The sequence below is a fragment of the Psychrobacillus sp. FSL H8-0510 genome, assembly GCF_038008345.1.
Taxonomy (GTDB): Bacteria; Bacillota; Bacilli; order Bacillales_A; family Planococcaceae; genus Psychrobacillus; species Psychrobacillus psychrotolerans.
Genome location: NZ_JBBOYZ010000003.1, coordinates 174,457 through 198,249 on the forward strand (window position 1 = coordinate 174,457; position 23,793 = coordinate 198,249).

The following is a 23,793-nucleotide window of genomic DNA, read 5'->3' on the forward strand; positions in this document are numbered from 1 at the left end:
ATATAAATTTTAATCTATTTTTACTTGTCCCATCATTCCATTCTCTTCATGCTCAAGAACATGACAATGGAACATATATATACCTTTGTTATTAAATTTAACAGCTAATTTCACTGTTTCTCCTGCATCAATTGCTACAGTATCTTTCCAGCCTTGTTCGTTTACTGGCTGTTCGTTTCCATCAATTGAAATAATTTTAAACTGTGTCCCATGAATGTGGAATGGATGTGTCATTCCGCCCATTGCATCAGGTTTATTATAAATTTCCCATACTTCAGTAACCCCTTGTTTTTGAGTAAAGTCAATTCGGTCTATATCAAATTGCTTATCATTAATGGTCACCATTGCACCCATTCCAAAAAGTTCTAGTTTCTTCGTAACAGGTAAATTTCTTTCTTCATCTGTAACAGCAAAATTATTTAAAGTTTTTGGTAAATCTCTTGAATTTGTTTTCTGTTCATCAATTTTAAATGGTAAAAGGTTTGTATCTTCCTCATTAATTAACGCTATATCACTTGAGGCTTTATACTTTGAAAAATCAATGATAATCTCTGCACGTTCACCGGGTGTTAACGTTATTTCACTCATTGTTGTTGGTTCATTTAAGAAACCACCATCTGTAGCGATTTGTTGGAATGAATCTCCTGTATTTAGTTTAAAAGAATAATTTCGAGCATTTGAACCATTTAATATACGTAATCTAACTTTTTCTTTACCTACCGTAAGTTTAGGATTCAATGTTCCATTTATTAATAAAGTATCTCCTATTGTTCCATCATCGTTAATTACTGCTTGGTAATCAAATTGCTTATCCTCGTTAAATTGTCTGTCTTGGAATACTAATGGAAAATCATTTGTCCCATATTCTTTTGGTAAATCTAGATTTTTCGAATTTTCATCCTCCACATAAATTAAACCAGCTAATCCTTTATATACTTGCTCAGCTGTAGCACCTTCAGGATGTGGATGGAACCATAGAGTGGAAGCCTCCTGATTTACAGTGAATTTTACATCTTCTGATTCACCTGGTTGTAGTATTTGATGAGGACCACCATCACCTTCGCCTGAAATATCTACACCATGCCAGTGAAATGTCGTTGGTTCTGATAAATCATTGTTAGTTCTAAATGTTACTGTTTCATCTTTTGATACCTGAATAATTGGCCCTAAAAAGGAACCATTATATCCATATGTTTCGGTTTGAACATCTTCGTAAAATTCGGTTGTTCCTTGCTGTGCTGTAATATCTATTACCCCATCCTTTGATTCAATTAATGGTGGAAGTATTAGTTCATTTTCTCCAGTTGAATTATTTAATGCCAAAGGGTTTGTATGGCTATCATGACCGTTTTCCATAGAAGCCATATCTTCATCGCTCGCATCTGAATGATCCATTCCTTCCATATTCGACATTTCTTCTGCAGTCATATTAGCATGATCCATACTTGCATTTTTGGCAGAAGAATCACTTGCACTACAACCTCCAATTATAATAATGCTTACCGACAATACGGAAGTAATCCACATTTTGTATTTCATCTTCATTCTCTCCAATTTATATTATTTAATATATTGGCAGTGTATCAAATAAATATGGAAAATTTATGGAGGTATATGCTTATACTAAATGGATGAACCAATTGACAATATTATTCGTAACATTTCGTGCACTTTTCTTTAAAATTAATAGTATTAAATTTTCTTATCTTACAAAATATATAGTTCTAATTCCTAAACTTCCAACATATTGTTGTTTGAGGTGTATTAATATGAGAAACCAAACAAGAATAATTATCGGACTATTCTTAATAATTTTTATATCACCAATTATTATAGCTACTCTTAGTAACCCTCAACAAATAGGAATTATGGAAATGGCTGATGAGAAGCCTGACGAGAAAGCAGACGAGAAAGCAGTCGTCGTATACGCTGCAACTCAAAATCAAAATCTTGATAATATCAAAATCATTGAGCCTAGGAAAGCATTATTGCTATTTACACACTCCCACGAATCCTTTATACCAATAGTAAAAAATGAGACCGGTCAAGCAGAGGTATACCATTCAACCTCAAACATAACCGCTTTTGAAGATATTATTAGAAATCATTTTAGTCTAAATTCTATTGAAACTGAGTTTCTCGGAATTGACACCATGAGTGAGCTAAAGAAAACAAATCGTACTTTTCCAGAAGCCTATAACGTTGTCCGTCCTTATTTAACAGATAATGTTCAGAACAATAAATATGACATAATTATTGATTTACACAGAGATTCTACAACTAGGAAAAATTCAACACTAACTTACAACAATGAAACATTTGGAAAAATATATTTTGTGGTAGGGGAAGAGCATCCAAATTACTTAATAAACAAATCCTATGCCCAACATCTTTCCTCACACTTAAATGAATTGGTTCCTGGAATATCTAAAGGCGTTATCGGTAAAAAAGGAGACCATGTGGACGGCATTTATAATCAAGATCTTGCTAACAATATGGTGTTAATAGAACTTGGTGGAATCGATAATACACAGGAAGAAATTAATCGTTCGATTTCAGTTCTAGCAAAAGCTGTTTCAGAACTATTACAAGATGAATCTAACAATCTAGTATCACATGCAGGACTTTAAAATTACAAAATGAAATGCACCTTGAAGCTTATGACTTAAGGTGCATTTAACTTTAAGATATAAAGTAATTTGAAATATAATAAGAAAACGAAAACGAACAAGTAATGCCATGGATCCAAAAGACTGATTTACCTTTCTTCATGGAAATAATATTCACTTAAAACATCAGCAAAAACCTCTGTAGTTCGATGAAGCTCTTCTACTGTATTATCTACACCTCCAATTTCCACAATAATAGAGTTTGGAGAAATATCTTGATTATAAATTCCATTGCCTTGTTTACTACTTTTTGGCATTATGCCTTTGGACAGTCCGGGGTATTGATTGTCTAAAATTGTTTGTAGCCCTTCCGCAAACGTAAGATTCTTTTCATAACCTTCATGGCCCGTACCTACAACAAATAATAATTTGGCATAGTTTACTCCATTCATTACAGTAGTAGTAGAATCACTACGCAAAGAATCGCGATGCAAATCTAGAAAGATCTCTAAATCTTTATTACCTTTTAACGCAGCACGTACTTGCTCTCCTGACACATTATAAGAACTATTATAGTTTAAACCTCTTGTAGCTAGTTCTTGAACGATATCGGTTGAATTGACTGTTGTTCCTACTCCCCTTCTTTCCAGTGCCCTTCCAAGCAGTTCTCCTACTAGTGTAATATTTGCTTTCGAGTGATACGCTTCTTCAGGTTTATCTGTTTCTTCTAAATATGGCAAAAAAGATTCCCTGCTATGAGTATGGTAAATATACAGGACTTCCTTTCCGAAAGTTGAATGAGATGATGAAATTTCTTTGGGAGATTTCATATTTTTAAAAAGAGCATCAATATTCTTTATAGTAAGTTCTCTTTCGTTAAAGAAACCGTCCATAGTAGGCGCAAATTCATCCCTATCCTCTAGATTCAAGTTTGATTTCCCTCCTGTATCTAGATTATTTGTTTTAGTAGGCATCCCATCTAATTCTTCGGATAAACGATCTTTTAATTCAACATGGAAAAAAGGATAGATTTTATCGTCAAATATATTTTCTTCCTCTTCTTTAGGAACATAAAAAATTGTCACCCAGAAAGAAAAAAGTAAGAGAATAAATAGCAAAACTACAAAGTATAACAAAATCCTTAGTAAAGTATCTTTCTTTTTCTTTGTTGTGTTCTTTTCTTTATTTAGGGAGTTTGAAGACATTCTGTCCCTCCTAGAATTTCTCTTTTTCAATATGATTTAGTTAAAAACATACCATAAAAAAGAATAACAAATAATTGTGGATAATATATGGACAAGTAAGATTTTCTTGCCTCCAAAAACAAAAAAGTACAATCATCTATACAGTGGATGATTGTACTTAAAAATCTCTAAAACTTAGTTGTTAGTATTTTTCCCTTTTTCCATAGCTACAGTTACATTAGATATCCGTTTCGCTCCGGCATATTTAGGACCCCAATAAGGATCTGTTTTTAAGTTAGCTTTTAAAATACCCTTACTTTTTGCAGATATGAATTCCCCGTTACCCAAATAAATTCCAGTGTGAGAAATACCTTTTTTATATGTATTAGCAAAAAACACTAAGTCTCCAGGTTGTAATTTATCTTTTTCAACTGTTTTTCCCACTTTAAACTGCTCGGCAGATGTTCTTGGTAAACTAATGTTGAATTTATTATAAACATATCTAATATATCCAGAACAATCAAATCCCTTAGGAGTTGTTCCACCAAATTTATATGGAGTACCGTATAACTTTGAAGCAAATGCTCCGATTTCAGTTGATGTTGCAGCATTGACTTTATCTGCTGAAAATACTTGTGCAGAAAAAATTAAAGATACCACAATTAATACTTGCATAATTATACTTCTCATTTTACACCCCAGTAAATGTTATATTTATAATTGTAACTTTATCACAAATGATGCAATATATTCGTTACGATTTGATTACAAAATCATTACAAATACCTAGTTTAACTTTCTAATTCTAGGATATTTCGGACTATAGTTTTAATTTATAGGATAAATAATAAAAAGTAAGAGTCTGTGTAAGTTAATAGCATGCTACTATTTTCAGTAGATTCAAATAGTATTTATTAGTTACTGCATTTCTTTATAAACGGATTACGCTCTACAAAAAGAAAAAAACCTATCCATATAATGGATAGGTTTTTTGAATGAATCTAAAAATAAAAAGTTATTTTGTTGGTGACAATTCACTTTCAGTTACCCACTTATGATTAGTCACTTTGTCTCCGGAAGTAGAAGTATAATTAACCATATACACTGTTGTTTCTTCAGCCGAATCAATTTCAGCGGTTGCTCCTTCCATCCCCTCCATATGTTCAGCTGTTAGGACTACTTCTGTACCAGGTTCTAATGGTGCCGATTGTGGTTCTCCTAATTCTTCATGAATGACCCATTTATGATTCTCTACTCGTTCCCCACCAGTTGTAGGAGTATACGAAACAGTATAAACAGTTGTATCATAAGCACCGACAATCGTTGCTTCGGCACCTTTCATACCTTCCATATGATCTGTTTCAATAATAGCTTGACTACCTACTTCAAAAGTTGGATTTTCAGCTACTTTTAAGTTTTCAGGAACTTCACCTGATCCAGACATATCCATATTAGAATGTTCCATACCCTTACTTTCTTCCGTATTCATTTCTTTGTGCTCTTGTGTGTCCATCTCCGTTTCCTTTTCATCACCAGCACAAGCAGACAATGTAATTGCGATAGCGAACGAACCAAGACCCATAAATAATTTTTTTTTCATTGTTATCCTCCTCTAAACTCTAATAAATTTACAACAAGATACAGCTGTTGTTTTAAACAATCTTACACTGAAATTATGAAAAAATTGTGCAGACCAGTTACTGAAGATTCTAATACCTGAATTTTATCACTATGTAATTTGTCTTTATACTTTATTATTTCCCTATTTGTTTGAAAAAAAACTAGGACTTTAATTTAATCTTATTTCCCTACACTTGTTATATCTATGTAGCAAATAAGATAACTGTCCTTAACAATAAGCATCCAATCAATTCTTCCATACAAATAATTTTTTCATAAAAAAAGAGCAATGATTCTTGTGAAATCAACGCTCTTTTTGTATTAAATAATATCTATAATATTGGTTACTGTTAGATATTCACTTAAGGGTATTAAAGTCTAGAAAAAATTATATAAAAAACCACCTGATAGAGGCCCAGGATATCAATAGAAAAACGCTTGAAATAGCGAAGAAATACCAGATAAACTGTCTACTTTCTCGATTTTGCAGTTTTTTATAATCTTTATAAGAGATTTCCCCCATAGCGTACCTTAACCCATTTTCATTTGGTTCTACACTAATTTGTAATCCTTCATTGTTTTCTAAATTTACCATTGTTATTAATGATATTTCTTCTCCGATATTTTGCATTTGAAAATCTTGTATTCCAACATTTTTTTCACTAATAAAATCCAGACTTACTGGTTTGTATATAGTGTTTTTAATTATCTTATCACTTATGATAAGAGCTTGTTGTTCGATTACATTAGTTGAAAAGCACATAGTTTTCACCTCATAACTATTATATTCAAATTATGTTCCAAAGGTCTCTATTACGTAAAATAAAGGTGATTATTGTTTCAAAATTCTTTATTGTATGGAAAAACTTTAACTTTATTCGGAAGACTTTTAAATACCTTATAACAAACATATTAATAGTGCAACGTGAGGGATTATTCATTAATTAAAAATATGGAAGATTTAACTTAATATAAGTAGCTCCTTAGTGAAGTTTAATTCACACCACCTCAGATAAATAAAAATTAACCCACCGAAGTGGGTCAGATTAAAAGTTTTACTTTTCTAGTTTTACTCTTTGAAGTCGTAATGCATTTAGTACAACAGATACAGAACTAAATGCCATAGCTGCCCCTGCTACCCAAGGTGCAAGTAATCCGACTGCAGCAATCGGTATGCCTAACGTGTTATATGCGAATGCCCAAAAAAGATTTTGCTTAATATTTCTCATCGTCTTGTGGCTCATAATAATTGCATCCGCTATGCTGTTTAAGTCTCCTCTTATCAATGTTATATCTGCAGCTTCCATCGCAACGTCTGTTCCTGTTCCAATGGCCATCCCGATATCGGCGACTGCAAGAGCTGGAGCATCATTAATTCCATCTCCAACCATCGCTACTTTTTTTCCAGCTGCCTGAAGTTTTTTAACCTCTTCGGCTTTTCCTTCAGGAAGTACCTCAGCGATAACATGATCTATTCCAACCTCTTTACCAATCGCTTTAGCTGTACGTTGGTTATCACCAGTCATCATGATCACTTCAATATTCATATCACGTAAACGCTTGATGGCTTTCTTAGACGTTTCCTTGATTGTATCCGCAACCGCAATAAGCCCTGCATATTGACCGTCTATACTTGCCAGCATGGCTGTTTTTCCATTTGCCTCTAATTCTTCCATTATCGTTAGTATGGTAGAAATATCCACGTGATATTGGTTCATTAACTTTCGAGTTCCTACAAGAACATCTCTTTGATTAACTGTTGTTTTTACTCCATATCCAGGGATTGCTTCAAAATCTTGAACTGTATCGAGTAATATCCCTCTATTTTGAATTCCTTTCACAATCGCTTCTGCAAGTGGATGTTCGGATTGTTTCTCTGCTGTACCAACCAAAGAAAGAAACTCCTCTTCATTTACACCATCTGCAACAATTACATCGGTTAACTCTGGTTTACCATTCGTAACTGTTCCAGTTTTATCAACAACTACTGTATCAATATGATGCGTGGTTTCGAGGTGTTCTCCACCTTTAAACAGAATACCAAACTCAGCTGCCCGACCTGAACCTGCCATAATGGAGGTTGGTGTTGCAAGACCAAGGGCACATGGACAAGCAATAACAAGAACGGCAATCAGAGCTTCGAGTGCAGGAGTAACTTCTCCTGGGTTTACCCATATAATCCATACCAAAAAAGTAATAATGGCAATACCTATTACAATTGGAACGAATACGCCAGATATTTTATCTGCAAGCCTTTGAATTGGGGCTTTGGAGCCTTGAGCATCTTCCACTACTTTAATTATTTGAGAAAGAGCTGTGTCTCTTCCGATTTTCGTTGCTTTCATTCTAATAAAACCATTTTTATTAATTGTTGAACCAAATAAAGAATCACCAATCGTCTTATCGACTGGAATACTTTCACCAGTTAACATTGACTCGTCGACAGCAGAGTTTCCCTCCATTACCTCTCCATCAACCGGTATTTTTTCTCCTGGTTTTACTAAAATAATATCTCCGGTTACAACTTCTTCAAGAGGTATTTCTATTTCCTTTTCATCTCTTAGAACCAAGGCTGTTTTAGCTTGAAGTCCCATAAGCTTTTTAATAGCCTCAGACGAACGCCCCTTTGCTTTTGCTTCGAAAAGTTTACCTAATATAATTAGGGTAATCAGCACTGAGCTCGTTTCAAAGTACAATTGGGCGTTATGGTGCTCACCAATTGTAATGAAAGCCTGATAAACACTATAAAAGTAAGCTGCGGATGTACCCATAACAACTAGGACATCCATATTGGCACTCCCATTTCGCAATGCTTTATAAGCACTTACATAAAACTGTTTCCCAATGATAAATTGAACTGGTGTTGCCAAAGCCATTTGTACCCAGGGATTCATAAGAAACTCGGGCATGTAAATAAACGATGTAAAAGAAAAGTGACCAACCATAGACCACAATAAAGGAAGGGACAGGATTGCCGAGATAATAAATTTTTTCTTTTGCTTTTTAATAGCTTGCTCTCGGTAATCTATTGCTTCTTTTTCATCTTCTTTATTAATTGCCCCATATCCTAATTTCTCAACTCGCGCAATAATATCCGAAACATTAATCTGAGAAGGGTTATATTCAATAGTTGCATTTTCAAGCGCTAGATTAACGTTGGCAAATGAAACTCCCTCTAACTTGTTAAGACCTTTTTCAATTCTCGTAGCGCAGGCAGCACAGGTCATTCCTGTTATTGCAAACTCTTTATTTTCCTTTGCAATGCCATACCCTAGATCTTGAATTTTCTTTTCAAAATCTTGATTAGTCAATTTTTCAGGATCGTATTTAATCATAGACTTTTCAAGAGCCAAGTTTACGTTGGCTTGTTCTACGCCATCCATTTTTTTTAGGCCTTTTTCAATTCTTGTAGCACAGGCTGCACAGGTCATTCCTGTAATTTGTAGACTAGTTTCTTTTAATTCACTACTCATTTTGTTTACACCTCTCCTTTAAATACTACCAGGGGGTATAAGTGGAAGTAAGAAAGAGAGTGCCAAATAGCACTCTTACTCTATTATTTCACGTCATAACCTTGGTCATCAATTATTGCCTTAATTTTATCTATACTTACCTTTTCTGAATCAAAAGCTAAATCCACATGACATTCCACTCACATTCAATGTTACGTTTTCCATATTTTTCACTTCTCCTTTTCTATTATTATTAAAATCCTATACCATATGGGGGTATAAAATATGAAAAAAATGCTGTGATTTAAACACCACTCTACTTATTATATTTAGGCAACTACTGTATATCCTTTACCTTCGATGGTATCCGTAATTTGTTTAATATCTGTTTGCGAATCATTAAATTCTATATTTACTTTTCCTGTTTCTAATTGTACATTAACTTTCTCCACACCACTAAGTGCGCTAACGCTATTTTCAACAGATTTTACGCACCCACCACAAGTCATTCCTTGAACTTGTATAGTCACTTGATTTGTCATTTAAATCTCCTCCTCTTATTTTCTCATTAATTTTTGAATTGTTACTAATAATTCATCTAAAACCTCATCGTCACCTTCAGCTAATCTATCCACTACACAGCCTTTTAAATGTCCTTGTAAAAGTACTTTAGCTACACTATTTAGAGCGGACTGAGTTGCAGAAAGCTGTGTGATTATATCGTCACAATAGACGTCTTTGTCTACCATTCCTTTTATTCCTCGAATCTGACCTTCAATACGGTTTAATCGATTTGTTAAATCTTTTTTCACATGTTCAGGATGATGACTTTTTCTACAAGACACCTTAGATAATAACGTACCTTCTTCTATTACACTGTCCAAATAAGCAACCTCCTATCCTTATTTTTATAATACAGTACCCGCAGGGGGTATGTAAAGAGATATGTTTAATGATTTATTTAGATTTACTAAATTTTTATTTATCACTCTAAAATGCCTATTTCACTACAACCTGACCGACCATTCCAGATTCCTTATGTCCTGGGATAGTGCAAATATATTCGTAAATTCCTGTGCTAACAGGGATGAAATATAAGTTTTCTGTACTTTTAGGTTCGGCATGAAGATGTATAAGATTTTCTTTAGTCTCGTGATTATGTTTTAGGTCGTTATCGTTAAGAGTTGGGATTTTTATTTCAATATCATGCTCAATTTTGTCCAAATTTTCTAGAACAAGAGTGACTGGCTGATTTTTCTCTATAAATACCTCTGTTATTGAGTATTTCATATTTTTAGCTTGTATCGTAATAACTTGTGAATTTTTATTTGTATTATTCGCCTCATTATTTGTATGGTTCTGATGTTCTGATATAGAATCCTTAGATTTGGAACTTATTTGCTTTTCCGCTAAGGAAACACCTCCAATAAAATAAAAAATAATACTAATTGCCAGGATGACCGGCTTTAATAGCCATCTTTTATTTTGTATCTTTTGATTTTTCTTGTCTGGTAATAAGAAAAATAGAAAGATTGTGGTAATAGATAACAATAGAAATATTCTTATTAAAGCAATTGATTGTTCCTCGTTTATCATTTCTCCTAACATCGCACCCATCATACCACCCATCAAACCAGACATTACCCCTTCTAAAACAGATAATACCCCAAAATATCCGCCACATATTGAACCGGCTAACATTCCGATACCCATCGATAGAATTGTGGAGAGGAATAAGTCCCCTTGAAATGTTACTCCTAAGAGAATACCAGCAGTCAACCCAATATTCATACCAAAAAACATAGAAGTTATCATCCCTTGCATGGGATTAAATATACTTTTCGATATCCTCGCTAATATAAAAACTATTAAAGCTAACCCCACAAGCGACGCTAATATAAATATTTGATAATATCCCATCTTTCCACCCTTTTTATTAAACTGTAAGAATTGTTTCGGTATTCTATATATACTTTATACCCCTTTATGGTATGCGTTTTTTTAGAAAAAATTTAAAACACCACATTTTTTTATGACTATACTGTTCAGTGTACTTGTGAAGAGTGTCAGTATTCCCTTCAAAAGTTACCAAACTGCTACGCGTTAAAAAATAGATACAGTAAACGCTTTGGCACGTTTTCGTGCACAAAGCCTTTTACTATTTAGATTGGAGGTACACAGATGGAACCTTTAAGTAATTTATTAATTGAAGATAAACAAATAAAAAAGTTAGTAAAAGAGTTAGAGAATGATAGAGACCAATAGTTAATAACTAATAGGGTTGAAAAACGACAAAAAAGCCCCCGTCCATGAAAAAGGGACGAGAGCATACCCGCGTTGCCACCCTGATTAATTCAGTCATAGACGGAATCCACTTACTTTACTGTAACGCTTCTCAACTCCACGACTTACTAATAATTCGCCGCACAAGTGTTAATATCAACTTTCACCATGCGCTGATGCTCTAATGAACGTGATTGTTACAGCTTCCGAACATCATTTTTGATTCATGAAATTACTCGTACATTATTTTACGTGAACCTCATTTGCAAGACTTTCCTTCACCATTTCTATAAAGTATGTCATTATACGATGATCATCTGTTAATTCGGGATGAAAGGAGCATCCTAACAAATGACCTTGTTTTACCATCACGATTCTATCTCCATGTGTAGCAAGTATTTCAACGTTTTCCTCTACACTTACGATTTGAGGTGCTCGAATAAATACTGCCGGAAAGTCAGTTGCAACACCTTCAATATTTAAATCTATTTCAAAGCTATCAACCTGTCGACCGTAAGAATTACGTTCAACAATAGCATCAAGTTCACCTACATGTGAATAATCATACCCAACTAATTCTTTAGCAAGTAGGATCAAGCCTGCACATGTTCCAAACATCGGTTTACCATCTAATGCAAATTGTCTCAGTGGTTCAAGCATTTCAAATCGATCAATAAGCTTTCTCATAGCTGTACTTTCTCCTCCAGGGAGTATTAAACCTTCCACTAACGCTAAGTCCTCCACACTTTTTACCGTGATAGCCTTTGCCTCGCATGCTTCAATAGAATGAATATGCTCTCTAATAGCACCTTGCAGTGCTAAAACACCTATTTTAACCATATTACCACCCTCTATCTTGCATACGATCTCCAGCAGACAAACGAGAAATTTCAATTCCTTTCATTGGTATTCCCAAATCTTTAGAAATCTCTACAAGTAATTTATAATCTTGGAAATGTGTTGTTGCTTCTACAATAGCTTTCGCATATTTCTCTGGGTTTTCTGATTTGAAAATACCGGACCCAACAAATACGCCATCAGCCCCAAGTTCCATCATTAGAGCTGCATCTGCAGGTGTTGCTACTCCACCTGCCGCAAAGTTCACAACCGGTAATTTACCAGCATGCTTAATTTGTAATAAAACATCATACGGTGCACCTAAAATTTTAGCTTCCGTCATTAGTTCATCTTCGCTCATATGTACAATTTTACGAACCTGTGCATTTACCTTACGTAAATGACGCACTGCTTCTACAATGTTCCCTGTTCCAGGTTCTCCTTTGGTACGCAACATCGAAGCTCCTTCTCCAATTCGACGTGCTGCCTCCCCAAGATCCTTACATCCACAAACAAACGGTACTGTAAATTCACTTTTACGTAGATGATATTCCTCATCTGCTGGAGTCAGCACTTCTGATTCATCAATATAGTCAACGCCCATTGCTTCTAAAATACGCGCTTCTGTAATATGTCCAATTCGTGCTTTAGCCATTACTGGAATCGTTACTGCTCCCATTACCTCTTCCATAATGCGTGGATCTGCCATACGAGCTACTCCACCTGCTGCACGAATATCCGATGGTACTCGTTCTAATGCCATAACTGCAACTGCACCTGCCGCCTCAGCAATTCTTGCTTGCTCAGCATTAATAACGTCCATAATAACGCCACCCTTTTGCATTTCAGCCATTCCTCTTTTTACTCGATCTGTTCCTGTTAAATTAATTGTCATATTTATTTTCCCTCCATTATCTTTATAAGCTTAGTATAATAAAATTTGACCCTGCGAAAAGCGTCAGAATTAAAATAATTGAAGTGGTCAGATTAGAGGGAAGGATGGATTTTTAATGTTCTAGCTGGTATAAGAATCAAAAACTCCACTGTATGAACAATTATATCGTGCTATAAAAGAAGCAAATATAAACGGAAATTGAAGAAGATATTAAGCTTCCCTCTAAAAGTAAACTAGCTAATTATTTAACTAACTGTTTAACCCACCCTGTATTGACAGCTGAAACCGTCTTTTATCATCTCCCTATGTGAGGAAATAGATTATTCGGCATTAGTCCCCTGAGCCGGGATCAAACACTCCATAATAGAGAACTTTAAAAAGCTCATGTTGTTTGGCTGACATCCTCATTGAGTGATGTCAAAATTGTTTTGCTATTATAATATTGCATAATTAATGCATATTTATTGTATATACTAATTGCAAAACTATATAACGAGGCAGGTGGAACTTGAAGATGACTAATCACTCACATCATGAACACAATTCCAATAACCAAAAAGGACAAGGAGAACATGATAGTCATGGTGCTGATCAGACCCATGGCATTAAACAAACTCTTAATGGACATCATAATCACCATTCCCATATGGTGGAGGATTTTAAAAAACGTTTTTATATTTCATTAATTATTACGATTCCAATTTTAATACTGTCCCCAATGATTCAAATGTTCCTTGGGGTTGATTGGCGCTTTGAAGGTGATATGTATATACTGTTTGCGCTCTCTACTTTCATATTCTTTTATGGTGGTTGGCCATTTCTTGTGGGAGCAAAAGACGAACTAAAAAAACGTAACCCTGGGATGATGACACTAATTTCCTTGGCTATTAGCGTGGCGTATGTATATAGTACAGCTTCTGTATTTGGTTTTGCTGAAAATGATTTCTTCTGGGAATTGGCTACTCTTGTTGACATAATGTTACTTGGTCATTGGATTGAAATGAAATCTGTTATGGGTGCTTCGAAAGCTTTGGAGGAACTTGCTAAATTAATGCCTTCGGAAGCTCATCTTGTCGACGATGAAGGTAGAGTAACAGAAGTAGAAGTGGCTAGTTTAAAACAAGGAAATCGAGTTTTGGTCAAACCTGGCGAAAAAATACCTATAGACGGTAAAATAGTCGATGGAAAATCTACGATTGATGAATCCATGCTAACAGGTGAATCTGTCCCTATTGAAAAAGAAGCTAACCAAGAGGCTATTGGAGGATCAATTAATGGTGAAGGTGCACTTATTATTTCTGTAATGAAAACGGGAAATGAAACCTATCTTTCCCAAATTATTAGTTTAGTTAAAGAAGCACAGGAATCTAAGTCCCGCGCTCAAGACCTTGCAAATAGGGCTGCAAAGTGGTTATTTTACGGTGCCCTTGTAGCAGGCCTTGCAACATACTTCATTTGGATTTCTCTTGGTTATCCAGTTTCCTTTGCCATGGAAAGAATGGTTACGGTATTAATCATAGCTTGTCCTCATGCTTTAGGGCTTGCAGCACCTTTAGTGGTTGCAGTATCCACTTCGATTGCAGCCAAAAATGGCCTTCTGATTCGAAATCGTGCAGCCTTTGAAGGAGCTCGCAATATCGAAGCAGTCGTTTTTGATAAGACAGGAACTTTAACAAAAGGTGAATTTGGTGTAACAAATATAAGTACTTCAAAGGATTATAGTGAGAAAGATGTTATTTCATATGCAGCGTCGGTAGAAGTTCAGTCCCAACATCCACTAGCAAAAGGTATTATAAAAAAAGCAACGGAAATGGGTATTACACCTTTAAAATTAGGGAACTTTCAATCATTAACTGGAAAAGGCCTCCGAGGAACAGTGAACGGAAAACAAATCCTAGTGGTTAGTCCGGGATATATCAAAGAATTGAATTTAAATTATGACAAAGAACAATTTGACACGTGGTCTTCAGAGGGTAAGACAGTTGTTTTCACTTTGGTGGATAATAAGTACGCAGGTATGATCGCACTTTCAGATATCGTTCGCGAAACAGCAATTGAAGCCATTAATCAACTTAAAGAAATGAAAATTAAATCTATTATGCTAACAGGTGATAATGCTAAGGTTGCTCAATATGTCGGACAACAGTTAGGTATGAAAGAAATCTTTCCAGAGGTTCTTCCTCATCAAAAATCCGAAAAGATTGAACATATACAAAGGACAGACGGCCTTCTTACTGCAATGACGGGAGATGGTGTCAATGATGCGCCAGCTCTTGCAAAAGCTGATTTAGGAATTGCTGTAGGTGCAGGAACTGATGTTGCAATAGAAACTGCTGATGTCGTCCTTGTAAAAAGTAATCCGCTAGATGTAGTTAATATTATCAAGCTTTCAAGAGCTACTTACCGAAAAATGACACAAAACTTATGGTGGGCTGCAGGATATAATATTGTAGCAATTCCATTAGCAGCAGGATTCTTTTATAAATATGGAATTGTACTAAGTCCTGCATTTGGGGCGATCTTAATGTCTCTAAGTACAGTAATAGTTGCTATCAATGCGCGACTACTAAAGCTGTAGATGTGTTTTTCATAATAATTTATTTAAGCTCTAAGGAGAAGTAAATTCTTCTTGGAGTTTTTGCAAATTTAGTGAATAGGAAATAGTTTAATACTTCTTAACAAATCTATCGTTCCAAATTGCAAATCCTATTACAGCACCTAGCATGTTGAGAATCAAATCATCAATATCGAAACTTCCTCTTCTTGAAACCACTTGTGTTACCTCAATAAATAATAATAAAACAGTCATTGTAATTACATATATACGTATATTATTAATTCTTTTAATAATGAGCGGTAAAAAAATGCCCATAGGTAAAAACAAAATTAAATTACCACCAAGGTTTTTTAAAGGGATCTTAATATTCAAAGTTCCATGGGCTATAGAATGAATATATAGATTTATAGTTCTAAATGGTATAAAATTTGAAGACCAATTTATGTATTCCCCAAAAGATACCTCTGACAATCTATAACCTCTTGAATCAAAGAATAATATAAAAACTAATGCAAATAAATATAATATTAAACTAATACAAACTAAAGTATTTTTAGCAGTGTTCATTTCTTTCCTCCTGATAAACTTTCCTCATCAACACGAACTACTTCATATAACATGTATTTTAAATAAAAAATACATGGAGAGACCCATTAGACAGGCTCTTCCATGCAGTACTTTTAGACTAACTATTTAAGTATTATATAATCTAACTGCTTTTTACTACTAACAGGGAATAATTTTGTCTTCTTAATATTTGACAGCTCATTTGTAAATTATATCCCCCAATAAGTGATGGTATCAAAAAGTCCTATAACTACTAAAACGCCCCCCGCTATGCGTTGTATCAATCTTCCCATTTTCATGCTACGTTTCATAATTATTTTCTTAGCATCAAATAACCATATTAAAACAAATAAAAGGATTAGTGGAATCGACGTTGCAATTCCAAAGACAGCAGGTAATAAAAAACCATAGGAAGTTGATACAACAGTTGGCATAAGCCAGACAAAAAAGAGAACAAACATAGTTGGACAAAATGCGAGTGAAAAGCTTGCTCCCAACATAAAGGATCCCGGCTTTCCTTCCTTTAATGCCATAGGGATATACATTGTTAAACGATTAAGAAATCTAAGCTTAAAAATTCCTAAAAGTACAAGTCCAGTAATTACTAGTAGTGGACCAATTACTTTACGAAATAAAGGGAAATACTCTGTCATTTTAGTTTCAAATGATTGACCAAATATCCAAGCCAGCAACCCAATCAGACTAAATACTATAATCTTTCCTGCTATAAAGGATAGTATTTCTCCCCAATTATTTTTCATTTGAACAGTGCGATTTCCGTAAAATGTAATTGCACTCATATTTCCTGTCAGTTGGCATGGTGCCACAGCTCCAATCAAGCCGAGAAGGAGCGCAACTACAATTGGGGAATGTTCATAGGAGCGTAAGAAAACAGTAACTGGTTCACTAATTGTTTGACTAAATCTCGACATCAAACTATACATCCGTGAAACACCCTCCATCTTCTTATTCTGCTAACTCACCGTTAGAAGCAATCTGGTCCCAAGTTAGTCCTTCATCTTTTGTTATATAAATATTATTACTATTTGTAACTAATACAATCTCTTGTTGATTTTCAGGATTTACTGAGATAAAAGTGATTGGATCCATCTTCAATTCTTTTGGAAGTTGTACATTAATTTCTTCGTTACTCTCAAACAAGAAGGACTTAAGGTAGACGGTATTATTCTCAAAATTAGTATATAAACCTCCCGTTTCAGTCAATGTTACATAAGTGATCATTTTTGTATCATTCATTAACTTAAAGTTTTGGCCATAATCATTCGAAATAAATAATCCATCCTTACTACCGATTGTAATCAATTCTTTACGAGTGGGATGAGCCGACAAATTAGAAATATAATCGGAATTAAACCCATTCATAGCAGCTTTAGTCCATGAATCTCCTTCATTTAGAGAATAATGTAGACCTGCGTCCATTTCTTCAACTGGCATTTCATTTAACACGTAAATCGTACTTGAATCATAACCAGCTGCAAGGTAATGAAAATCAATCTCTCCGTAAAACGCTAATTGTTCGAAACTTGCTCCTTCATCTATGCTTTTAATAAGACCAAGAGGATTTTTATATTCAGAACCTTCTTCTGGATGACCACTTGAAAAGAATCCTTCTCTTACAGCTTGAAAGCCCATATAGTCATGTTTTTGACTATTTGCTTCTTTCCAACCATCCTTGGCATATTTATATAACCCAAGATGAGTTGCAATGACGACATCGCTTTCTCCATTTATATAACCTAAACCGTGTATATGATCAATTTTATTATTATTTACTCCCTCGAATGAGAAAACATCATTTTCATTTGAGTTACATGCAGATAGGACTAATATTAATACTAATAAACTGAATATAATTTTATATTTCTTCATTTCGACTTTTCTCCTTTAGCTCCATTTATATCCTATTCCCCATACAGTTTTAAGAAATTCATCAATAGGAAAGCCAGCATTTTTCAATTTCTCTCTTAAATTTCGAATATGTGAGTCCACTGTTCTCGTATCTGTATATGTGTCATACTCCCACGCAGCATGCAAAAGTTCTTCTCGTGTAAAAGTCTTTTTAGGGCGAGAAATTAATGCTTCCACGATATAAAACTCCTTCAATGTTAATGGTGAGATTAGACTATGATATTGCAAGGAATAAGTTTCTTTATCTAACTTAAAGTCTTCGTATGAAATCTTTTCTTCCTCTGTTTTGTGTTCAGAGAACCGTCGTAAAACGGCATTTACTCTAGCTACCAACTCTTTTTCATCGAAAGGTTTGGTAATATAATCGTCCGCCCCTGTGTTTAATCCTTTTACTAAATCCATCTTATCGGATCTAGCTGTAAGCATAATAATAGGTACATTTGAAAATTCACGTATCTTTCTACATACTTCCCATCCATCTACATCTGGCATCATAACGTCTAACAGGACAAGATTAACTTTCTCGTTTCTTAGTAACTCAATTGATTCCAGGCCATTTGTTTCTTTAATACATCTGAATCCAAGCGGTAGGAGAAACAATTCAATTAGATCTAACATCCTTTGCTCATCATCAACCAATAAAATTGTCCGCATATATTCTAAAAACCTCCTATTCAATTACTGCTAGACGAAATTCTAAATAAAGCTAAATCATTATGGTAAATGTACTTCCTTTGCCCAAGACACTTTGGACTTCAATGCTACCACCATGTGCTTCTACTAATTCCTTCACAACAGCAAGTCCAATTCCCGAACCACCAGATAAACGTGAGCGCGACTTTTCAACACGATATAACTTTTCAAAAATGAATTCAATTTCATCAGAGGGGATACCTCTTCCGAAATCAATTACGGAAATGATTGTTTTCTTTTCTTTTTTATGAACTTTCAGTGTAACCTGTGTATTTTCTTTAGAATATTTCAAGGCATTATCCAGTAAATTCAATACAATTTGCTCTAATCGTAGGGAATCAGCATGGACTTGAAAGTTGTCCCCACATGCAAAACTAAGCTTAATATTCTTCATCTCAAAAGAAGGTCCAACTAGTTTGATAATATTTTCAAAAAACGTTTGTGCCCAAAAATAATCTTTTGTCACAGTAAAAGTATTCTCATCCATTTTTGCTAAATCTAATAAATTTCTCACAAGTTCTTTCATTCGTTCTGACTCTTCAGCTATTATTGCAAGATACTGTTCTCGTTCTTCTATACTAATTTCTTTTCTCATGGCTACATTTGAATAACCAATTAAGTATGTTAAAGGAGTTCTTAGTTCATGAGCAACCGAGGCTAGAAACTCATTTCGCTCTGTTTTCATCCTTTCTAAATCATCAGCTAATTTTTGAATAGAACCTGACAAATCACCAAGTTCATCTTTACCGATGTATGGAAGACTCACTTCAAAATCCCCTTTGCTTAATTTCTCAGTGGCTTCCTTCATACGTATTAAAGGTCTTGTGAGAAGTCTAGATAGAGCTGTATAGACAATAAATAGAAGAAAAACACTCGTCCCACCAGCAATCCCAAAATGCATGTTTAACTTATCCACCAATTGTTCAATAGAACTTGTACTTTGAAACATGACAACATAGCCTGATTGGTTATTACTCCCTTTGTAAGGGTGTGCACTAATGATATATGGAGACTCTTCCCAATCCGAAATCAATACCTCATCGCTTCTCAAATCAAGATTCTTAATTAGAGGAAGAAATTCTGTTAAAGATGCATTGTTTTTGAAGGAGCTACTAATGATTCCACCTTTATTATCCGTAATGACAACTTCTCTATCTCCTCCTTTTTCCATCAATACGATATGTTTCATGGTTGTTTCGGAATAGTATTCTTCAAGTACTTCTCTATGATTTGATCCGTTTTTCAACAATAAAGAAAATTCTTCATCAATTCTTGTGTGAATAATATTTCTATGGAGATAAAAAATTAGAAATGTTTCCATTATCAATACAACAATAAAAAAGTAGGCTGTTAACTTTGTCGATATTCTATTCATTAGAGCATTCGATCCTCCCAACTAGTTAAATCTGGATTGTTAAGTTGCAAATACATTGTTGTCTGATAACATTTAAGTTTAGATAGGCAATATTTGCTCCATATATTGTTTTATACTGTCTTCACTCATCTCGCCGGTTATTATTTTCTCTATTTTCCCTTCTGGGTTAATAAGAAAAGTAGTTGGCAAAGGGTTAATATTATAAGTTTCCATTACACTTTTATTGTCATCAATTAAAACTGGAAAAGTTAAGCCTTTTCGATCAATATATTTTTGAACTACAAAATCAGATTCTCCTATGTTTACCGCTAGTATTTGAAGTCCTTGATCTTTAACTTCTTGATACTGTTTGTCCATTAGCGGAAATTCTCTTTCACATGGTTTACACCAAGTTCCCCAGAAATTCAAAAAGACTCCTTGTCCTTTGTACTCCGACAATTGATGTCTTTCTCCATTCATATCAGTTAGAACGAAGTCAGGAGCTTCATCTCCTACTTGTAATACACCATTTTTCTCTTTAGATAAGTTAGAATATATGGTGAAGATAATTACTCCAACCATTAATATCAAGAGTACAAACCGTATGTAAAATCTTTTTTGCTTCTTATCCATAGTAACAATAAACCTACTTTCCTAATTATTTATAATTGTGCTCTAAAACCCTGTAAATCCTCCAAAAAAAGGAGTTAAAATTGCTATTATTTTTGTCATCATATCAAAATACAACAAGATACCCATTATAATCATTAAAAATCCACCTAATCTCATGAAAAGTCCATTTCTCTTTTGAAGAAACTTCATTTTTCCAATAAACAATGACATTATGAGAAACGGAATGGAGAAACCCAGTACATAAAATAGCATATACAACATTCCTCTGTCAGGGTCAGAAACTCCTAAAGCAATTACACCTGCTAGTATTGGTCCAGTACACGGTGTCCATCCAGCAGCAAACCCCATACCGATCAATACGGATCCTATATAACCTTTAGGTCTTTTTCTGAATTGGACTCTTTTCTCTGATAGTAAAAATTCAAATTTAAAAACCCCAATAACTACTAAACCAAAAAATACGAGGATAATAGCACCAATTTGTCTTAGTAAGTCTTGGTATTGAAGAAAAAACGTCCCGATGAAAGAGGTGGAAAAACCCAATGCCATAAAGATGGCTGAAAATCCAAGTAAAAATAGAAGCGTGTGTACCAATGCCTTCTTATTTAGTATTCCTTTTTCTTCTTTTAGTTCATTTAAAGATACCCCGGTAACATAGGACAGAAATGCAGGATAAAGGGGTAATGAACAAGGTGATATAAAAGACAGTAATCCCGCACCAAAAGCTAAAAATAAACTTAATTGTTCAAACAAAGAGTTTCACCTAACCTTTCATGCTTATAATCTACTAACAATGCTTTCTAATCCTTCTAGCAATTCAAAGAGTTTAAATAAGTCACTAAACTTATAGATATTTATCCAAGCTGTGCCTACTTGCGTGTCTTTATATTAAGAGGACATTAACTAACAAAATATTCTAAATAATAATATTTGAACGATTTAAGATATATTATTCAAACTAGAATCAACAAAGGATTAGCCTTGGGACAACTGATTAAGGCAATCCTCTGAGATAGTATAGAGAATAAATATGAAGAAACTATGCAGAAGTAACCCCAAAAAATATTATAATGAACTTTATGAGCTTTCTGTGTCTAACTATTTTTTTGTTTTCTTCATTAGATTTTTTAGATAAGACTACTTTCAATTCAAAAAAAAATGTATTTGAAAAACATTAGCACCGTAATTTTACCTATACAATTAATAAACGAGGTAACCCTAATCAAATTAGGGTTACCTCGTTTATTATAGAATGACATGTTTAGTTTACCTTGTAATTGCTTCTTACTTGTTTTGCTTTTTCCTCGAAAGTATCCTTGTCATATAGTTGACACTTTAAATAGAGCTATTTAATCTTATCTTTTTAATTATTAAATCTTTTAAATGATTTAGAACATCGGTTCTTAATCCTGCCTTCTTAGCAATTTTCCATACTTTTAATATTTCATTGTTTCTCATCAGCTCTTCAATACTTAAGTCTATTCTACGAATTTGAAATTGTTCTGTTGTTTCTACAACTCTTTCCAGTTCTCTTTTGGTTTTGGGTAGTTTTTCTAACTGTTTTTCAATCAAGGATAAGTATCCTATTCTCCTACCTATTTCAGCCTTAGTTATACGAAGCTGTCTTATTGTTATTAATTGATTTGCTGTTTCCCTTACCAGCATTGCCATATTCTCATCCCTATAATTCCAATCTACTCGATTCTTGTTAGATCTTTGATTCATATTATTGGGTTTATTTTGCATCAACCAATTCCTATCATGCTTATATAACCAATTGTATAACGATTTTCTTAATGGAGATGGTTGTTCATTTTTAATAAATATCCATTCATTTCTCCTTGTTTGTATAAAACCGTTTAGAGTTTTTAGTGTGCCATTATATATATTGGTATCAGTGATCAATAAATTAGCCTGGCGTTTAACAGTCTTAGGGTCAACACCCAATTGTCTTGCTTTTTCCCTTAAAGATAACTTTTCATCTCCCCATAATACCCAAAGTTTATTCTTCCAAACATCGCCAAACTCCTTTATCCGCCCAAATTCCATTTGAGCTCCTTCAGACGTATCAGGTCCCCTTCGTGAATAGACAAATCCGCATTCACAAGTAAAAGTCCCAACTGGTTTCCCCGTATCCGAGCATCTTGTAATAGTACATAAAGTAATGACTTTCTCTCCAAAATGTCTTGATACTTTATTTAAACAAGGCCAAGGACCATTGAAGAATGGATTAACTAACGTTGATGAAGAATTACTTTCTAAAATTGTGGAAGTTATGCTCTGCCCCAAGAAACCGTGTAATAAGATATGCCTCAGCGGGTGAATCACTTCATCAGAATTTCGCAAAAATTTATGTAACCAGGTATGCTGTTTATCTTCTTCCACATGACTTCCCATTAATGTTAATAAATCACGTCCATAATAATTGTTAAAGCTAGGGATTAGTTTATAGAACTTTATTCTACCCTTTACTGATAACATATTTATATTCTGTATTTCTTTTAAATAAATGTTCCTTACATTATTTTTTCTTACAATCTTCTCTGAATTGTAATTTAGTAAATAAAATGAATTCTGCGCTATAAATAAATTTAGATAATTTTCTACAATTACCTCTTCCGTATTAATATTTATTGTAATAGTGTCTAAAGGAACAAATTCATGCTTATTTCTTCTTTGCGAGTACGGAACATTAGCCTCTCTTAAATTAACCTTATGCTTGTAACATACTATAACTCCCGGTATTTGATGTGCACGATGCCAATAAGCTAAACCATACTGAGCTCTATTATTCATTGCACACACTGTACAATATCTTAAATTTTTGGGAGGTTTCACACCGTTTGCGGTTAAGCCCACCAACATATGGATAGAACGTCCGTTGCTAAAGTACATTTCCTCTCGAATATTTTCTAGTCTATCACTAGGAATAAAGTGACTATAATAGGGCATTAAAGTATGGTCATAAAGCAATTTCTCTTTGCTGATAACTTTACCAGGAATCCGTGAAGCTAATACATCTAGATTGCATGGTAAATCAGTTACAGAACATACTGTTTCACACCCGAATAAATCTCTCATAGTTTTTTTAAAGCTTTCATTTCCAGAGTAATTATGATATCTGGCTAATGCACTATATAGCAATTCGTCTGGATAAAGTGGAGGAAAAAAATGCATACT

Annotated in this window: 21 protein-coding genes; 2 read left to right on the forward strand and 19 right to left on the reverse strand. The window is 34.1% G+C overall.

Features of this window, described 5'->3' with window-relative positions; genetic code table 11:
• Positions 1-9 precede the first annotated feature (9 nt).
• Complete coding sequence (locus MHI40_RS22995) at positions 10-1,539, reverse strand: multicopper oxidase family protein (protein ID WP_340765968.1); 1,530 nt, start codon at positions 1,537-1,539, stop codon at positions 10-12.
• Positions 1,540-1,769: 230 nt separating this feature from the next.
• Here MHI40_RS22995 and spoIIP (MHI40_RS23000) point away from each other — a divergent pair, with 230 nt between their 5' ends.
• Positions 1,770-2,630 carry a stage II sporulation protein P gene (spoIIP, locus tag MHI40_RS23000; RefSeq protein WP_340765970.1) on the forward strand — a complete coding sequence of 287 codons (861 nt, stop codon included), beginning with the start codon at positions 1,770-1,772 and terminating at the stop codon, positions 2,628-2,630.
• A gap of 128 nt (positions 2,631-2,758) precedes the next feature.
• Here spoIIP (MHI40_RS23000) and spoIIP (MHI40_RS23005) read toward each other — a convergent pair whose 3' ends face one another.
• The 10 genes from spoIIP (MHI40_RS23005) to pdxS form a co-directional block, all read right to left on the reverse strand.
• Entirely contained in the window at positions 2,759-3,814 is a 1,056-nt protein-coding gene (gene spoIIP / locus MHI40_RS23005) for a stage II sporulation protein P (protein WP_340765972.1), read from the reverse strand.
• A 174-nt stretch (positions 3,815-3,988) separates the two neighbouring features.
• Positions 3,989-4,468 (reverse strand): C40 family peptidase, encoded by a 480-nt coding sequence (locus MHI40_RS23010; RefSeq protein WP_320415376.1) that lies wholly within the window; start codon positions 4,466-4,468, stop codon positions 3,989-3,991.
• Positions 4,469-4,808: 340 nt separating this feature from the next.
• The gene (locus MHI40_RS23015) at positions 4,809-5,393 is read right to left on the reverse strand and encodes a YdhK family protein (protein ID WP_277586686.1); all 585 of its coding nucleotides are present in this window, start codon (positions 5,391-5,393) and stop codon (positions 4,809-4,811) included.
• 408 nt (positions 5,394-5,801) lie between these two features.
• Entirely contained in the window at positions 5,802-6,176 is a 375-nt protein-coding gene (locus tag MHI40_RS23020) for a hypothetical protein (RefSeq protein WP_340765981.1), read from the reverse strand.
• A gap of 292 nt (positions 6,177-6,468) precedes the next feature.
• Positions 6,469-8,886: a heavy metal translocating P-type ATPase gene (locus MHI40_RS23025; RefSeq protein WP_340765983.1), complete on the reverse strand. Its 2,418-nt coding sequence runs from the start codon at positions 8,884-8,886 to the stop codon at positions 6,469-6,471.
• A 308-nt stretch (positions 8,887-9,194) separates the two neighbouring features.
• Complete coding sequence (locus tag MHI40_RS23030; RefSeq protein WP_277586689.1) at positions 9,195-9,407, reverse strand: copper ion binding protein; 213 nt, start codon at positions 9,405-9,407, stop codon at positions 9,195-9,197.
• A 15-nt stretch (positions 9,408-9,422) separates the two neighbouring features.
• Positions 9,423-9,749, reverse strand: coding sequence for a metal-sensing transcriptional repressor (locus MHI40_RS23035; RefSeq protein WP_340765985.1), 327 nt, complete (start codon positions 9,747-9,749; stop codon positions 9,423-9,425).
• 115 nt (positions 9,750-9,864) lie between these two features.
• Complete coding sequence (locus tag MHI40_RS23040) at positions 9,865-10,785, reverse strand: plastocyanin/azurin family copper-binding protein (RefSeq protein ID WP_340765987.1); 921 nt, start codon at positions 10,783-10,785, stop codon at positions 9,865-9,867.
• A gap of 606 nt (positions 10,786-11,391) precedes the next feature.
• The gene (pdxT, locus tag MHI40_RS23045) at positions 11,392-11,988 is read right to left on the reverse strand and encodes a pyridoxal 5'-phosphate synthase glutaminase subunit PdxT (protein ID WP_340765989.1); all 597 of its coding nucleotides are present in this window, start codon (positions 11,986-11,988) and stop codon (positions 11,392-11,394) included.
• Between the two features lies 1 nt (position 11,989).
• On the reverse strand, positions 11,990-12,874 hold the full coding sequence (gene pdxS / locus MHI40_RS23050; RefSeq protein WP_340766100.1) for a pyridoxal 5'-phosphate synthase lyase subunit PdxS: 885 nt from the start codon (positions 12,872-12,874) through the stop codon (positions 11,990-11,992).
• Positions 12,875-13,394: 520 nt separating this feature from the next.
• On the opposite strand from pdxS, the gene MHI40_RS23055 reads away from it, so the two are divergent.
• On the forward strand, positions 13,395-15,458 hold the full coding sequence (locus MHI40_RS23055) for a copper-translocating P-type ATPase (protein WP_277586693.1): 2,064 nt from the start codon (positions 13,395-13,397) through the stop codon (positions 15,456-15,458).
• A gap of 87 nt (positions 15,459-15,545) precedes the next feature.
• Here MHI40_RS23055 and MHI40_RS23060 read toward each other — a convergent pair whose 3' ends face one another.
• The 8 genes from MHI40_RS23060 to MHI40_RS23095 form a co-directional block, all read right to left on the reverse strand.
• Positions 15,546-16,004, reverse strand: coding sequence for a VanZ family protein (locus MHI40_RS23060; protein WP_340765993.1), 459 nt, complete (start codon positions 16,002-16,004; stop codon positions 15,546-15,548).
• 209 nt (positions 16,005-16,213) lie between these two features.
• Entirely contained in the window at positions 16,214-16,948 is a 735-nt protein-coding gene (locus tag MHI40_RS23065) for an urease accessory protein UreH domain-containing protein (protein WP_277586695.1), read from the reverse strand.
• A gap of 22 nt (positions 16,949-16,970) precedes the next feature.
• Positions 16,971-17,894 carry a F510_1955 family glycosylhydrolase gene (locus tag MHI40_RS23070; RefSeq protein WP_340765996.1) on the reverse strand — a complete coding sequence of 308 codons (924 nt, stop codon included), beginning with the start codon at positions 17,892-17,894 and terminating at the stop codon, positions 16,971-16,973.
• A 15-nt stretch (positions 17,895-17,909) separates the two neighbouring features.
• A complete protein-coding gene (locus MHI40_RS23075; RefSeq protein WP_277586697.1) occupies positions 17,910-18,587 on the reverse strand; it encodes a response regulator transcription factor in 678 nt (225 codons plus the stop codon).
• A gap of 52 nt (positions 18,588-18,639) precedes the next feature.
• On the reverse strand, positions 18,640-20,001 hold the full coding sequence (locus MHI40_RS23080) for a HAMP domain-containing sensor histidine kinase (RefSeq protein ID WP_340765999.1): 1,362 nt from the start codon (positions 19,999-20,001) through the stop codon (positions 18,640-18,642).
• Between the two features lie 78 nt (positions 20,002-20,079).
• Entirely contained in the window at positions 20,080-20,613 is a 534-nt protein-coding gene (gene resA / locus MHI40_RS23085) for a thiol-disulfide oxidoreductase ResA (RefSeq protein WP_169360597.1), read from the reverse strand.
• 42 nt (positions 20,614-20,655) lie between these two features.
• On the reverse strand, positions 20,656-21,366 hold the full coding sequence (locus MHI40_RS23090; RefSeq protein WP_169360598.1) for a cytochrome c biogenesis CcdA family protein: 711 nt from the start codon (positions 21,364-21,366) through the stop codon (positions 20,656-20,658).
• Positions 21,367-21,948: 582 nt separating this feature from the next.
• A complete protein-coding gene (locus tag MHI40_RS23095) occupies positions 21,949-23,790 on the reverse strand; it encodes a TnsD family Tn7-like transposition protein (protein ID WP_340766005.1) in 1,842 nt (613 codons plus the stop codon).
• Positions 23,791-23,793: the final 3 nt, after the last annotated feature.